The organism is Propionicimonas sp. T2.31MG-18 (assembly GCF_964266745.1).
Lineage (GTDB): Bacteria > Actinomycetota > Actinomycetes > Propionibacteriales > Propionibacteriaceae > Propionicimonas.
Window position 1 is genome coordinate 198,213 of the sequence record NZ_CAXWGX010000012.1, and the last position, 13,982, is coordinate 212,194.

Annotated in this window: 13 protein-coding genes; 8 read left to right on the plus strand and 5 right to left on the minus strand. The window is 70.1% G+C overall.

What is annotated here, in order from left to right; translation table 11 throughout:
* Positions 1–6 precede the first annotated feature (6 nt).
* Entirely contained in the window at positions 7–1,602 is a 1,596-nt protein-coding gene (gene zwf, locus ACFQQJ_RS05845; protein WP_377105471.1) for a glucose-6-phosphate dehydrogenase, read from the minus strand.
* 29 nt (positions 1,603–1,631) lie between these two features.
* On the opposite strand from zwf, the gene ACFQQJ_RS05850 reads away from it, so the two are divergent.
* A complete protein-coding gene (locus tag ACFQQJ_RS05850) occupies positions 1,632–2,564 on the plus strand; it encodes a heme o synthase (RefSeq protein ID WP_377105042.1) in 933 nt (310 codons plus the stop codon).
* Here ACFQQJ_RS05850 and ACFQQJ_RS05855 read toward each other — a convergent pair.
* The 4 genes from ACFQQJ_RS05855 to ACFQQJ_RS05870 form a co-directional block, all read right to left on the minus strand.
* Positions 2,530–3,465: a heme A synthase gene (locus ACFQQJ_RS05855; protein ID WP_377105044.1), complete on the minus strand. Its 936-nt coding sequence runs from the start codon at positions 3,463–3,465 to the stop codon at positions 2,530–2,532. The genes ACFQQJ_RS05850 and ACFQQJ_RS05855 overlap by 35 nt on opposite strands.
* Positions 3,453–4,214 (minus strand): ABC transporter permease, encoded by a 762-nt coding sequence (locus ACFQQJ_RS05860; protein WP_377105046.1) that lies wholly within the window; start codon positions 4,212–4,214, stop codon positions 3,453–3,455. The genes ACFQQJ_RS05855 and ACFQQJ_RS05860 overlap by 13 nt, the downstream gene beginning before the upstream one ends.
* Entirely contained in the window at positions 4,211–4,918 is a 708-nt protein-coding gene (locus ACFQQJ_RS05865) for an ABC transporter ATP-binding protein (protein WP_377105048.1), read from the minus strand. Before ACFQQJ_RS05865 ends, ACFQQJ_RS05860 begins: the two co-directional genes overlap by 4 nt.
* 76 nt (positions 4,919–4,994) lie before the next feature.
* On the minus strand, positions 4,995–7,493 hold the full coding sequence (locus tag ACFQQJ_RS05870; RefSeq protein WP_377105473.1) for a sodium-translocating pyrophosphatase: 2,499 nt from the start codon (positions 7,491–7,493) through the stop codon (positions 4,995–4,997).
* 279 nt (positions 7,494–7,772) lie between these two features.
* Between ACFQQJ_RS05870 and ACFQQJ_RS05875 the strand changes: the two genes are divergently transcribed.
* Genes ACFQQJ_RS05875 through sufU form a run of 7 tightly spaced genes read left to right on the plus strand, consistent with a single transcriptional unit; the run spans position 7,773 to position 13,982 of the window.
* Positions 7,773–8,492, plus strand: coding sequence for a helix-turn-helix transcriptional regulator (locus ACFQQJ_RS05875; RefSeq protein ID WP_377105050.1), 720 nt, complete (start codon positions 7,773–7,775; stop codon positions 8,490–8,492).
* On the plus strand, positions 8,492–9,934 hold the full coding sequence (gene sufB, locus ACFQQJ_RS05880; protein ID WP_377105052.1) for a Fe-S cluster assembly protein SufB: 1,443 nt from the start codon (positions 8,492–8,494) through the stop codon (positions 9,932–9,934). Before ACFQQJ_RS05875 ends, sufB begins: the two co-directional genes overlap by 1 nt.
* 26 nt (positions 9,935–9,960) lie before the next feature.
* The gene (sufD, locus tag ACFQQJ_RS05885; protein ID WP_377105054.1) at positions 9,961–11,142 is read left to right on the plus strand and encodes a Fe-S cluster assembly protein SufD; all 1,182 of its coding nucleotides are present in this window, start codon (positions 9,961–9,963) and stop codon (positions 11,140–11,142) included.
* A complete protein-coding gene (locus ACFQQJ_RS05890) occupies positions 11,139–11,474 on the plus strand; it encodes a non-heme iron oxygenase ferredoxin subunit (RefSeq protein WP_377105056.1) in 336 nt (111 codons plus the stop codon). Before sufD ends, ACFQQJ_RS05890 begins: the two co-directional genes overlap by 4 nt.
* Positions 11,475–12,245: a Fe-S cluster assembly ATPase SufC gene (gene sufC, locus ACFQQJ_RS05895; protein WP_377105058.1), complete on the plus strand. Its 771-nt coding sequence runs from the start codon at positions 11,475–11,477 to the stop codon at positions 12,243–12,245.
* Complete coding sequence (locus ACFQQJ_RS05900; RefSeq protein WP_377105060.1) at positions 12,238–13,536, plus strand: cysteine desulfurase; 1,299 nt, start codon at positions 12,238–12,240, stop codon at positions 13,534–13,536. The genes sufC and ACFQQJ_RS05900 overlap by 8 nt, the downstream gene beginning before the upstream one ends.
* The gene (gene sufU / locus ACFQQJ_RS05905; RefSeq protein WP_377105062.1) at positions 13,533–13,982 is read left to right on the plus strand and encodes a Fe-S cluster assembly sulfur transfer protein SufU; all 450 of its coding nucleotides are present in this window, start codon (positions 13,533–13,535) and stop codon (positions 13,980–13,982) included. Before ACFQQJ_RS05900 ends, sufU begins: the two co-directional genes overlap by 4 nt.

Genomic DNA, 13,982 nt, shown 5'->3' on the forward strand with positions numbered 1-13,982 from the left:
TCCTCCTTACGGACGTCGCCAGCTGAACCCGTCACGGGCCAGCATCTCGACGGCGGACGGGGGACCCCACGTGCCCGAGGGGTACGGCTCTGGCGGGGTGTCCCGCTCTGCCCAGCGGTCCAGCACGGGGTCGAGGATCTGCCAGGACAGCTCCACCTCCGCCGGCTGGGGGAACAGCGGCTCCGAGCCCAGCAGGACGTCGAGGAGCAGGCGCTCGTAGGCCTCGGGGCTCGACTCGGCGAACGACGTGCCGTAGCCGAAGTCCATGTTCACGTCGCGCAGTTCCATCGGGGTCGCCGGCACCTTGGCCCCGAACCGCAGCGTGATGCCCTCGTCCGGCTGGATCCGCAGCACGAGCGCGTTCGTGCCGAGCGCGCGGACGTCCGTGCCGTCGAACGGCAGGTGGGGCGCCGGACGCAGGTTCAGCGCCACCTCGGTGACCCGGCGGGGGAGTCGCTTGCCGGTGCGCAGGTAGAACGGCACGCCTGCCCAGCGGCGGTTGTCGATGTCGACCCGGATCGCGGCGAAGGTGTCCGTCCGCGAGTCGCCCGGGATGCCCTGCTCCTCGAGGTAGCCCGGCACCTCGACACCGCCGGACCAGCCGGTCGCGTACTGCCCGCGCGCGGTGTGGGCGTCCAGGTCGGACGGCACCCGGGCGGCGGAGAGCACCTTGCGCTTCTCCAGGCTGAGCTCGTCGGCCCCGAAGGACGTCGGCTCCTCCATCGCCGTCAGGGCGACGAGCTGGAGGAGGTGGTTCTGGATGACGTCGCGGGCGGCGCCGATGCCGTCGTAGTAGCCGGCACGCCCGGCGATGCCGATGTCCTCGGCCATGGTGATCTGCACGTGGTCGATGTACGTGCGGTTCCAGATCGGCTCGAACATCGTGTTGGCGAAGCGGAACGCCAGCAGGTTCTGCACCGTCTCCTTGCCCAGGTAGTGGTCGATCCGGAAGATGCTGGACGGCGAGAACGCCTTCGCGAGCTTGCGTTCGAGCTGGCGGGCGCTGTCCAGGTCGTGGCCGAACGGCTTCTCGATGACCACCCGTCGCCAGGACCCCTTCGGACGGTCGGCCAGGCCGTGGCGCCGCAACTGGGCCACGGCGACGTCGAAGGCCTTGGGCGGCACCGACAGGTAGAAGGCGTGGTTGCCGCCGGTGCCCTGCCGCTCGTCGAGGTCGGCGAGGGTCTGCTTGAGCTGGGCGAAGGCCTCGTTGTCGTTGAGCTCTCCGGGGACGAAGCGGATCCCCTCCTGCAGCTGCTTCCAGACGTCCTCGCGGAACTCGGTGCGGGCGTGCTCGCGTACCGATTCCGCGACCAGTTCTGCGAAGTGCTCGGCCGCCCAGTCACGGCGGGCGAACCCGACGAGCCCGAAGCCGGGTGGCAGGAGGCCGCGGTTGGCCAGGTCGTACACGGCCGGCAGCAGCTTCTTGCGGGCGAGGTCGCCGGTGACGCCGAACAGGACGAGGGCCGAGGGGCCCGCCATCCGGGGCAGGCGGGGATCGCGCTGGTCGCGGAGCGGATTCACACCTGCGACTGTACCCACGCGGTCACTGGGGAGCGATGCTGATCGCGGCCGGGCGGAACGGGCGTCTAGACTGCTCAGACGCTGACCCCTGACGTGATCGGAGCCGGATGAGACCAGCCGAGGAGGGCGCGTCCCTGGCCGCCCTTGAGCAGGGTGGCTGGCGCGCCGTGGTGACGGCCTACGTGGGCCTTGCCAAGCCGCGGATCATCGAGCTGCTGCTGGTCACGACCATCCCGGCGATGTTCCTGGCCGCGGGCGGCTTCCCGTCCTGGCAGCTCGTGGTGTGGACGCTGCTGGGTGGCACCGCTGCCGCCGGCAGTGCCAACGTCTTCAACTCGGTGCTGGACGCCGACATCGACGCCCGGATGCGGCGCACGCGGCGGCGTCCGATGGTCCGCGAGCTGGTGAACACCCCCCGGGCGCTCGCCTTCGGCGTCGCCCTCGGGCTGGCCGCCACCCTCATCCTCGGCCTCGGCGCCAACTGGCTGTCGGCCGCGCTCGCGCTGGTGGCCAACCTCTACTACGTGTTCGTCTACACCCTGGCGCTGAAGCGGCGGACGGCCCAGAACATCGTCTGGGGCGGCATCGCCGGCTGCTTCCCGCCGCTGATCGGCTGGACCGCAGTGACCGGCTCTGTGGCGTGGACGCCCCTGGTGCTCTTCGCGATCGTGTTCGCCTGGACCCCGCCCCACACCTGGGCGCTCGCCCTGCGCTACCGCGAGGACTACCAGGAGGCGCACATCCCGATGCTGCCCGTGGTGGCGCCGCCCGTGGCCGTCGCCTGGCGCATCCTCGCCTACAGCCTGCTCACCGTCGCGGTCAGCCTGCTGCTGTGGCCGGTGGCCGGCACGGGCTGGCTCTATCCCGTGGTCGCGGCGGTCGCCGGCCTGGCGATGCTGGCCGAGGCCGTGGCGCTCCTGGTCCGTGCCCGCCGGGGCCTGGTGGACGCCGCGCTGAAGCCGATGCGGCTGTTCCACCTCTCCAACAGCTACCTCGCCGTGGTGTTCATGGCCGCTGCGGTGGATCCCCTGCTGTTCTGAGAGCCCCGGCTTCGGCTGCCGGGAGGTCCGCGTCCGTGGGCCGGGTGTCGCGCACCAGCCACCAGAGGTTCGCCAGCGCAGCGGTGAAGACGGTCAGCCCGAGCATGTGCAGCGCCACCAGCGGCACCGGAAGGCCGAGGAGGTACTGCGCGTAGCCGATCGCACCCTGGGCCAGTTCGACGGCCAGCAGCAGCACGGCCGCCCGCCGCGCGGCACCGGTGGTGAGCAGGACGAGGGCGATGGTGAGCGCGACCACGACCCAGACGCTGAGGGAGTGGACGCGGGTCGCTGCCACCACGTCGAGCCCGTTGCGCGCCGAGTCGCTGTCTCCGGCGTGAGGCCCGGCGCCGGTGGCCACCACGCCGAGCGCCATCGAGGCCATCCCCACCCAGAAGGCCACCCGGGCCAGCAGGCGGGCGAGCGGGCGCGCGGCGGCCGGTCGCCCGCCGTACGCGTCGTGGACCAGCACGGTGCACACCGCGATCAGGGCCACCGACACCACCATGTGCAGCCCGACGACCCACGGGTTGAGGCCGGCCAGCACGGAGAAGCCGCCGATGATCGCCTGGGCGGGGATGCCGAGGGCTGCGGCGAGGGCGAGCCTCCGGGTGCGGCGCCGGGGGGCGCCGGCATCGTCCCTCGCCTTCCAGGCCGCGACGAAGGTACCGACGGCGAGCACCACAAGGACGAAGGTGAGCAGCCGGTTGCCGAACTCGATGGACGCGTGGAGGGAGGCCTCGGGCGGCGTGATCGAGCCCGGTTCGCACTGCGGCCAGGTGGAGCAGCCCAGGCCGGAGCCGGTCAGGCGCACCAGGCCCCCGGTGACGACGATGCCCATGTTGCCCACCAGGGACGCGACCGCCCAGCGTCGCAGGGCGGCGGGGGAGCCTACGAGGTCCATCGGAACACCTTTCTGGCCAGGGCGAGGGCCGCCACGGCCCACACCGCGACGACGATCAGGGGCAGGGCGTCGACGCCACCGCCGGCCCACGTGCGCAGCGTCTCACCCAGCGCGGTGGTCGGCAGCAGCGAGATCACGGGCTGGGCCCACCCCGGGAAGGCCGCGACCGGTACCAGGAGGCCGCCGGCGGCCCCCAGCAGGTAGACCAGGTTCGCCAGCCCCAGCGTCAGTTCGGCGGACGCGCGTCCGGCGAGCACGAGGGCGAGGCCGGAGAACGCGGCCAGGGACAGCACGACCACGCCCGCGGCGACCGCGGTCTGCGCCACCGACGGACGGGGCGACCAGCCGGCGGCGACCCCGGCCAGGGCCAGGACCGCAGCCTGCGCCAGCGCGACGGCGATGACCATGGCGGCCTTGCCCAGCATCAGGTCGGTGCGGCGCAGCGGGGTGGCAACGAGGCGCTCAAGGACGCCGTAGCGCCGCTCGAAGGCCGTGGTGATGGCCAGGGAGGTGAAGCCCGTGGACCACAACCCCAGCGCGATCACGGAGGCGACGAACGGCTCGCGCGCGATCCCGAGGCGCTCTCCGGCGACGGCCTGGCCCAGGATCAGGCCGAGCGGGATCACCAGGGCGAGCAGGAGCTGCTCGCCGTTGCGCGTGACCAGGACGGTCTCCATGCGGGCGTGGCGAAGGATCCGCTGCAGGCGCGGTGCCGGCGCCGGCGCGGGACGCAGGTCGAGCGTGCTCATGCCGCGCTCCCGGGCCGGGTGAGCTCGAGGAACAACTGCTCGAGGCTGCCACCGGCGGTGAGCTCCGCCACGCTGCCGTCGGCCACGCCCTTGCCGGCGTCGATGAGCACGACGTGGTCGGCGAGCTGCTCTGCCTCGTCCATGGCGTGGGTGGTCAGCAGGACGGCGACGCCCGCGTCGCGGAGCGCGCGGACCAGGGTCCACACCTCCCGGCGGGCGTGCGGGTCCAGGCCGGCGGTGGGCTCGTCGAGGAAGACCAGCTCCGGGCGTCCGATGATCGCCCCGGCAAGGTTCACCAGCTGTTGCTGGCCACCCGAGAGCCGTCGGTAGGGCGTGCCGGCGAAGGGGCCGATGCCGAGGGCGTCCACCACGTCGGTGACCGGCAGGGGAGTGGCGTGCAGCGAGGCGAGGTAGGCCAGCAGTTCGCGGGGGCGGACGCCGGACCACGCGCTGGTCGCCTGCGGCATGAGCCCCACCCGGCTGTTCGCCGACGCCGATCCCGGCGGCGCTCCGAGCACCTCCACTCGGCCGGAATCGGGGGTGAGCAGGCCGGTGCAGCAACGGATCATCGTGGTCTTGCCGGCCCCGTTCGGCCCGAGCACAGCGGTCACCTCCGCCGGGGCGGCGACCAGGCCCAGCCCGTCCAGCACCGCCCGTCCGCCCAGTCGCAGGCGCACGTCGGTGAGCGAGAGGGCGGCAGGCACCCGTTCAGTCTAGGCAGACGAGACGCCGCTGCCCGGCTCCCTCGCGGGAACCGGGCAGCGGCGGTGGGTCCTGCGGTCAGGCCTTCGCGACGGCCTCCACCGCGTCCGCGGCGGCGGGAGCCGTGGCCGCGGAGCCGACCTCGGCCGGCGCCTGCTTGAGGTAGGCGAAGTCGGCAGCCGTCAGCATGGGCTGGTCGATCCGCATCCCGTAGAAGGAACGCCACACCATGTAGACCGACGCCAGGCCGAACACGACGGCCAGGACGGCGTTGATCGCCGGGTTGCTGATGATGAGGCTCAGCTCGATCGCCAGCATGCCGAACAGGGTGGTGAACTTGATGACCGGGTTCAGGGCCACCGAGCTGGTGTCCTTGAACGGGTCGCCGACGGTGTCGCCCACGATGGACGCGTCGTGCAGGTCGGTGCCCTTGGCCTGGAGGTCCACCTCGACGATCTTCTTGGCGTTGTCCCAGGCGCCACCGGCGTTGGCCATGAAGATGGCCTGGTAGAGCCCGAACATGGCGATCGAGATCAGGTAGCCGATGAAGAAGAACGGCTCGACGAACGCGAACGACAAGGTGGCGAAGAAGATGCCGAGGAAGATGTTGAACATGCCGCGCTGGGCGTACTGGGTGCAGATCTCGACGACCCGCCGGGAGTCCTTGACCGAGGCCTTGGTGGAGTTCTCCAGGTCGATGTTCTCCTTGATGAACTCGACCGCGCGGTAGGCGCCGGTGGTGACGGCCTGGGTGGAGGCGCCGGTGAACCAGTAGATGATCGCGCCACCGGTGAGCAGGCCCAGCAGGAACGGCACGTGCAGCAGGGACAGGCTCTCGATGTTCTCGGTGAGGCTGTTGGTCAGGCCCATGATGATCGAGAAGATCATCGTGGTCGCGCCCACGGCCGCGGTGCCGATGAGCACCGGCTTCGCGGTCGCCTTGAACGTGTTGCCGGCGCCGTCGTTCGCCTCGAGCAGGTGCTTGGCCCGCTCGAACTTCGGGGTGACGCCGAAGTCGCGCTTCAGCTCCTCCTCGATGCCGGGGACGGACTCGATCTGCGACAGCTCGTAGACGGACTGGGCGTTGTCGGTGACCGGGCCGTAGGAGTCGACCGCGATGGTGACCGGGCCCATGCCGAGGAAGCCGAAGGCGACCAGGCCGAGGGCGAACACGCCCGGGGCCAGCATGATCGCGGACGGGATCAGCGTGGAGACGCCGTACGCGCCGGCCATCAGGGCGACGATCGCGATGCCGAGCCAGTAGGCGGAGAAGTTGCCCGCGACGAGACCGGAGAGGATGTCGAGCGACGGGCCGCCCTCCTTGGCCGACTTCACGACCTCCTCGACGTGCTTGGCCCGGACACCGGTGAACACCTTCACCAGTTCGGGGATGACCGCGCCGGCCAGGGTGCCGAAGCTGATGATCAGCGACAGCTGCCACCACAGGTTGGGGTTGCCGGGGATGTCCGACATCAGCATCGCGGAGATCGCGAAGGTGAGGACGATCGAGACGATCGAGGTGACCCAGACGAGGGAGGTCAGCGGGGTCTCGAACTCCATCTCGTCCGCGTCGCCGTACTTCGCCTTCGCCCACAGGCCGTTGCCGAAGTAGGACAGCGCGGAGGCGACCAGCATGATCGCGCGGATGAAGAAGATCCACACCAGGAAGTGGGCCTGGAGGTCGGCCTGCACGCCGAGCAGGATGAAGGTGATCAGCGCGACGCCGGTGACGCCGTAGGTCTCGAAGCCGTCCGCGGACGGGCCGACCGAGTCGCCGGCGTTGTCACCGGTGCAGTCGGCGATGGTGCCCGGGTTGCGGGGGTCGTCCTCGCCGATCTTGAACACGATCTTCATCAGGTCGGAGCCGATGTCGGCGATCTTGGTGAAGATGCCGCCGGCGATGCGCAGCGCGGACGCGCCCAGGGACTCGCCGATGGCGAAGCCGAGGAAGCAGGCGGTGGCGATGTCGGCGGGCAGGAACATCATGATCGCGAGCATCATGATCAGCTCGGTCGAGATCAGCATCATGCCCACGCTCATGCCCGAGCGCATCGGGATGTTGTAGACGTTGAAGGGCTTGCCCTCGAGCGCGGCGAACGAGGTGCGGCTGTTGGCGAAGGTGTTCAGGCGGATGCCGTACCACGCGATGCCGTAGGAGCCGGCCATGCCGATCAGTGCGAACGCCAGCACGATGAAGACGCGGCCCCAGCCACCGGAGGTGTTCAGGAAGCCGAAGTACACGAAGATGACCGCGCCGATGAACGCGAACAGGGTGAGCAGGAACTTGCCCTGCTGGAGCAGGTACGCCTTGCAGGTCTCGTAGATCAGCTCGGAGACGTCACGCATCGCCTGGTGCACCGGCAGCTTCTTCAGCTGCATGTAGCTGACCAGTCCGAAGGCGAAGCCGCCCACGCAGATCAGCAGGCCGATCAGCAGCAGGTACCAGCCGCTGATTCCGCCCATGCCCGCGAAGGTGGCCGCGTGCAGGTCGGGCAGGGGGAGGTCGAATTCGCTCTGGTGCTGGGTGTGGCCGGCCTCACCGGCGCCGCCGGAGCAGGCGCTGAGGGCCGGGACCATGAGCCCGAACGCCACAGCCAGGCCGGAACGCACGAGGGTGCGCCGTCCTGATGATGGTTGGGTATCGAGCGAGGGAGTCGTCACGATGCTTCCTTTGAAGGTGTCTGTGTGGTTGTAGATGACCTGTCGCCTTTGACAAGACAAAGTCACCGTCCCGCACTCTACGACCAGCTGTCGTAGTTCCTGTACACGGCCATCTTTCGGAAGCGGGCGTCCGGCATCCGGTCCCGCACCGGCCGGCGAGTTGAGTACGGCGCCGAATAAGGTAAGAATGGCGTTGTGAAAAGCGAGCAGGAGGGCGCCGTCGCCGTCCCCACCGAGGCCGAGCAGCTGGCTGCGGACGCTTCCACGCGCAGCCGGGTGGCCCGCTCGATCCTCCAGCACGGGCCGTCCACGGCCAACGACCTCGCCGGCCGCCTCGGGCTGACGCCGGCAGCGGTCCGCCGCCACCTCACGGTGCTGGCCAGCACCGGCCAGGTGACCAGCAGGGAGCAGCGGGTGTACGGCCACCGTGGGCGGGGACGTCCGGCCAAGGTGTTCGCGCTGACCGACGCCGGGCGCGCGGAGTTCTTCCAGGCCTACGACCGGCTGGCGATCGACGCGCTGGAGTACCTGCAGCGGGTGGCCGGACCGGCGGCCGTCGAGCAGTTCGCCGCCCGGGTGGCGGAGAGCGTCTCCACCCGCTTCCACGCCATCGCGGGGGAATACGAGAGCCCCACGGAGGCGTTGGTCGAAGCGCTGACCGCCGAAGGTTTCGTGGCCTCGCTGCAGCCGGTCGCCTCGGGCGTCCAGCTGTGCCAGTACCACTGCCCGGTCGCCCACGTGGCGGCCGAGTTCCCGCAGCTCTGCGAGGCAGAGACCAGGGCGTTCGCGAACCTGCTCGACTCCCATGTCCAGCGACTGGCGACCATCGCTCACGGCGACGGGGTGTGCACCACCCACGTGCCCCGCCCGGTGCCCGCCACCGCACATCCGTCCCCACAAGGAAGGGCCCACTGATGACCTCAACCGCTCCCGCCGCCCCCGGGCTCGGCGCGACGCAGGAAGAGCACCTCCAGGCGCTCGGCAGCTACCAGTACGGGTGGCGCGACTCCGACGTGGCCGGTGCGTCCGCGCAGCGTGGCCTGACCGAGGACGTGGTCCGCAACATCTCCGGGCTGAAGAACGAGCCCGAGTGGATGCTCAACCTCCGCCTGAAGGGCCACAAGCTCTTCGGCCGCAAGCCGATGCCGGCCTGGGGCGCGGACCTGTCGGGCATCGACTTCGACAACATCAAGTACTTCGTCCGCTCGACCGAGAAGCAGGCCCAGACCTGGGAGGACCTGCCCGAGGACATCAAGCGCACCTACGACCGGCTCGGCATCCCCGAGGCGGAGAAGATGCGCCTGGTGGCCGGCGTCGCCGCGCAGTACGAGTCCGAGGTGGTCTACCACAAGATCAACGAGGAGCTGGAGCGCCAGGGCGTCATCTTCCTCGACACCGACACCGGCCTGAAGGAGCACCCCGAGCTGTTCGAGGAGTACTTCGGCTCAGTCATCCCGGTCGGCGACAACAAGTTCGCCGCGCTGAACACCGCCGTGTGGTCGGGCGGGTCGTTCATCTACGTGCCGAAGGGCGTCCACGTCTCGATCCCGCTGCAGGCCTACTTCCGGATCAACACCGAGAACATGGGCCAGTTCGAGCGGACGCTGATCATCGCCGACGAGGGCTCCTACGTCCACTACGTCGAGGGCTGCACGGCGCCGATCTACTCCTCGGACTCCCTGCACTCCGCCGTGGTCGAGATCATCGTGAAGAAGAACGCCCGGGTGCGGTACACGACCATCCAGAACTGGTCGACGAACGTGTACAACCTCGTCACCAAGCGCGCCACCTGTGAGGAGGGAGCGACGATGGAGTGGATCGACGGCAACATCGGCTCCAAGGTGACGATGAAGTACCCGGCGGTCTACCTGCTCGGCGAGCACTCCCGCGGCGAGACCCTCAGCATCGCGTTCGCCGGCGAGGGCCAGCACCAGGACGCCGGCTCGAAGATGGTGCACGCCGCGCCGCACACCTCGTCCTCGATCATCTCCAAGTCGGTGGCCCGTTCCGGCGGACGCTCGTCCTACCGCGGCCTCGTGCAGGTCAACGAGGGCGCCCACCACTCCGCCAGCTCGGTCAAGTGCGATGCCCTGCTCGTCGACACCGTCTCCCGCTCCGACACCTACCCCTACGTCGACGTCCGTGAGGACGACGTGTCGATGGCCCACGAGGCCACCGTGTCCAAGGTGAGCGAGGACCAGCTCTTCTACCTGATGAGCCGTGGCATGGGTGAGGACGAGGCGATGGCGATGATCGTGCGCGGCTTCGTGGAGCCGATCGCGCGCGAGCTGCCGATGGAGTACGCGCTGGAGCTGAACCGCCTGATCGAGCTGCAGATGGAAGGGGCCGTGGGCTGAGCCCGCGGACCGACGAACCCAGAAAGATGACCGTGACCGCTGTTCCGAACGTCGCCGAAGCGGTGGAGACCAAAGTCGAGTCCCACCTGCACCCCGTCGCCTCCTTCGACCTGGCCGACCACCCCATGCCCGGAGGCCGCGAGGAGGTGTGGCGGTTCACCCCGATGCGCCGCCTGCGCGGGCTGCTGGACGGGGCGCCGAGTTCCGCGCACCTCGACTGGCGAACCACGCTGCCCGAGGGCGTCGTGATGCGGGAGATCAGCACGTCAGAGGCGATCGCCCTGGGCGTGCCGGCCCCGGTGGACCGCCCGTCCGCCCTCGCCGTGGCCGAGAGCGGGGGAGCCGTGCTGGTCGAGGTGCCGGCCGGGCTCGAGCTCACCGAGCCGGTGGTGATCGAGCTGGTGGGGACGGACTCCGACCAGCAGGTCTACGGCCAGGTCGTGTTCGCCATCGGCGCGCAGGCCAAGGCGACGGTGGTGCTGCGGCACCTCGGGTCGGCCCGCTACGCGTCCAGCGTCTCGGTGCTGGTGGGCGAGGGCGCCAGCCTGAACTTCGTCGGCCTCCAGGACTGGGCGGACGACGCCGTCCACGCCGGCCACGTCGGCCTGCGCATCGGTCGGGACGCCCGCGTCCGCACGGTGACGGCGAGCCTCGGTGGTGACCTGGTGCGGCTCGTCGAGACGGCGGAGTACGACGGCCCCGGCGGCGAGCTGGAGCAGTTCGGCCTCTACTTCGTCGACGCCGGCCAGCACATCGAGCACCGGCTCTTCGTCGACCACAACGCCCCGCACACCCGCAGCCGCGTCGACTACCGCGGCGCCCTGCAGGGCCAGGGTGCGCACTCGGTGTGGGTCGGCGACGTCCTGATCCGCAAGGTCGCAGAGGGCATCAACACCTACGAGACCAACAAGAACCTCGTGCTCACCGACGGCTGCCGTGCGGACTCGGTGCCCAACCTGGAGATCGAGACCGGCGAGATCGAGGGCGCCGGGCACTCCTCGACCACCGGGCGCTTCGACGACGAGCAGCTGTTCTACCTCCGCTCGCGCGGCATCCCCGAGGACGAGGCCCGTCGCCTCGTCGTCCACGGCTTCTTCGCCGACATCATCCGGCGGATCGGCGTCCCCGAGGTCGAGACGCGGCTGCTGGCCACCGTCGAGAAGGAGCTCGCGGTGATCGTCGGCACCCCGGCGGGGCTGGCGTCATGAGCTTCGTCCGTGCCTGCGCGGTGGACGAGGTGCCCGTCGGCTCCGCGATAGCGGTGGACCTCGGCGGCGACGCGGAGATCGCCGTCGTCAACACCGTCGACGGCTTCTTCGCGATCCGCGACGTCTGCTCCCATGCCGAGGTGCCGCTCAGCGAAGGGGAGATCGACGGGTGCACCCTCGAGTGCTACATGCACGGCTCCCGGTTCGACCTGCGCACGGGCCTCCCGCTCGAACTTCCGGCGGTGATGCCGGTACCCGTCTACCCCGTCCGGCTGGACGGGCAGGACGTCCTCATTGACCCACACAACCCGATCGACATCCAGGAGCAGTAAGTGTCAGAACTCCGCATCAGTGACCTGCGCGTCGAGGTCGAGACCGAGAGCGGCCCGAAGGAGATCCTGAAGGGGGTCAACCTCACGGTCCGCAGCGGCGAGGTCCACGCGATCATGGGTCCCAACGGCTCGGGCAAGTCGACGCTCGCCTACTCGATCGCCGGCCACCCCAAGTACACGATCACCGGCGGCTCGGTGACCCTCGACGGCGTGGAGCTCTCCCAGCTCACGGTCGACGAGCGTGCCCGGGCGGGGCTGTTCCTCGCCATGCAGTACCCGATCGAGGTGCCGGGCGTCTCCGTCGCCAACTTCCTGCGCACCGCGAAGACCGCCCTGAGCGGCGAGGCCCCGAAGGTCCGCACCTGGGTGAAGGACGTGAACGCGGCCCTGGAGCGGGTGGGCCTGGACGGCAGCTTCGCCGCACGGTCGCTCAACGAGGGCTTCTCCGGCGGCGAGAAGAAGCGCAACGAGATCGCTCAGCTCGAGCTGCTGAACCCGAAGTTCGCGATCCTCGACGAGACCGACTCCGGGCTCGACATCGACGCGCTGCGGATCGTCTCCGAGGGCGTGAACCGCTACACCGCCCAGGGCGATCGCGGCCTGCTGCTGATCACCCACTACACGCGGATCCTGAACTACATCAAGCCCGACTACGTGCACGTCTTCGTCGACGGCCACGTCGTCGAGGAGGGTGGCGTGGAGCTGGCGGACCGCCTCGAGATCGAGGGCTACGACCGGTTCGTCCGGTCGGCGGCCAAGGTCGATGCCTGAGCCTGTTCCCACCGCGTCCGGGGTGGCCGCCCCGGTGGTCGGCCTCGACGTCGAGCGGGTCCGCGCCGACTTCCCGATCCTGTCCCGCAGGATCGGGGACTGGCCGCTGGCCTACCTCGACTCGGCGAACACCTCGCAGAAACCCAAGCGGGTCGTCGAGGCGATCGCGCGGCACTACCTCGAGCACAACGCCAACGTCGCGCGCGCGATGCACACCCTGGGCGGCGAGGCGACCTCGGCGTTCGAGGGCGCCCGGGAGAAGGTGGCCCGGTTCGTCGGCGCGGCGAGCGCAGCAGAGGTCGTGTTCACCAAGAACGCGTCCGAGGCGCTGAACCTCGCCGCGCACACCCTCGGAGGCAGGCTCTCCCCGGGCGACGAGATCGTCATCTCGGTGATGGAGCACCACTCCAACATCGTCCCGTGGCAGTTGCTGGCCCAGCGCACCGGCGCGATCCTGCGGTGGTTCGACATCACGCCCGACGGCCGGCTCGACCTGGAGCGCGCGGCCGCGGACGGCCTGATCAACGAACGCACGCGCATCGTGTCGATCGCGTGGGTCTCGAACGTTCTCGGCACGGTGAACCCGGTGGCCGAGGTCGCCGGGCTCGCCCACCGTGTCGGCGCGCATGTGGTGGTGGACGGCTCGCAGGGCGTCCCCCAGCTGCCCACGGACGTCGCCGCGCTGGGCGCCGACCTGATGGCCTTCACCGGGCACAAGATGCTCGGACCGACCGGCATCGGCGTCCTGTGGGGCCGCTACGACCTGCTGGAGACCCTGCCGCCGTTCCTCGGCGGCGGGGAGATGATCGAGGTGGTCCGGCTCACCGGCTCCACCTTCGCCAAGCCGCCGGCCCGGTTCGAGGCTGGCACGCCGCCGATCGCGCAGGCCGTCGGCCTGGGCGCGGCGATCGACTACCTCGAGCGCCTCGGCATGGAGAACGTCGCCGCCCACGAGCAGCGGATCACCCGCTACACCCTGGAGCGCCTTGGACAGGTGGACGGCGTGTCCGTCCTCGGGCCCACCGAGGCGGTCGACCGTGGGGGAGCGGTCTCGTTCACCCTCTCGACGGCGGACGGCACCGAGGTGCACCCGCACGACGTGATGCAGTTCCTCGACGCCCGTGGCGTCGCCGTCCGCGGCGGGCACCACTGCGCGCGTCCGCTGCACGAGCGCCTGGGGATCACGGCGTCCAGCCGCGCGTCCGGGTACCTGTACACCACGGAGGCCGAGATCGACGCCCTCGCCGAGGGCCTCGACTACGTGCGCTCCTTCTTCGGAGGACGGTCATGAGCGTCGAGGCGATGTACCAGGAGATCATCCTGGACCACTACAAGGCCAAGCACCACAGCGGGCTCCGCGAGCCCTACCAGGCCCAGGTGACCCACGTGAACCCGACCTGCGGCGACGAGGTGATGCTGCGGGTCGCGCTCGACGGCGACCGGGTGGCCGACGTGTCGTACGAGGGAGTGGGCTGCTCGATCTCCCAGGCGTCCACCTCGGTGATGAGCGACCTGGTGATCGGACGGACGGTGGACGAGGCGCTCGCCCTGCACGAGGAGTTCACCGAGATGATGCACTCCCAGGGCAGGGCAGAGCCCGACGAGGACAGGCTGGAGGATGCGGTCGCCTTCATCGGCGTCTCGCAGTTCCCGGCACGGGTGAAATGCGCGCTGCTGGGGTGGTCGGCGTTCAAGGACGCCGCCGCGCAGGCCCTGGCCGCGGAAGGAAAGGAGTGA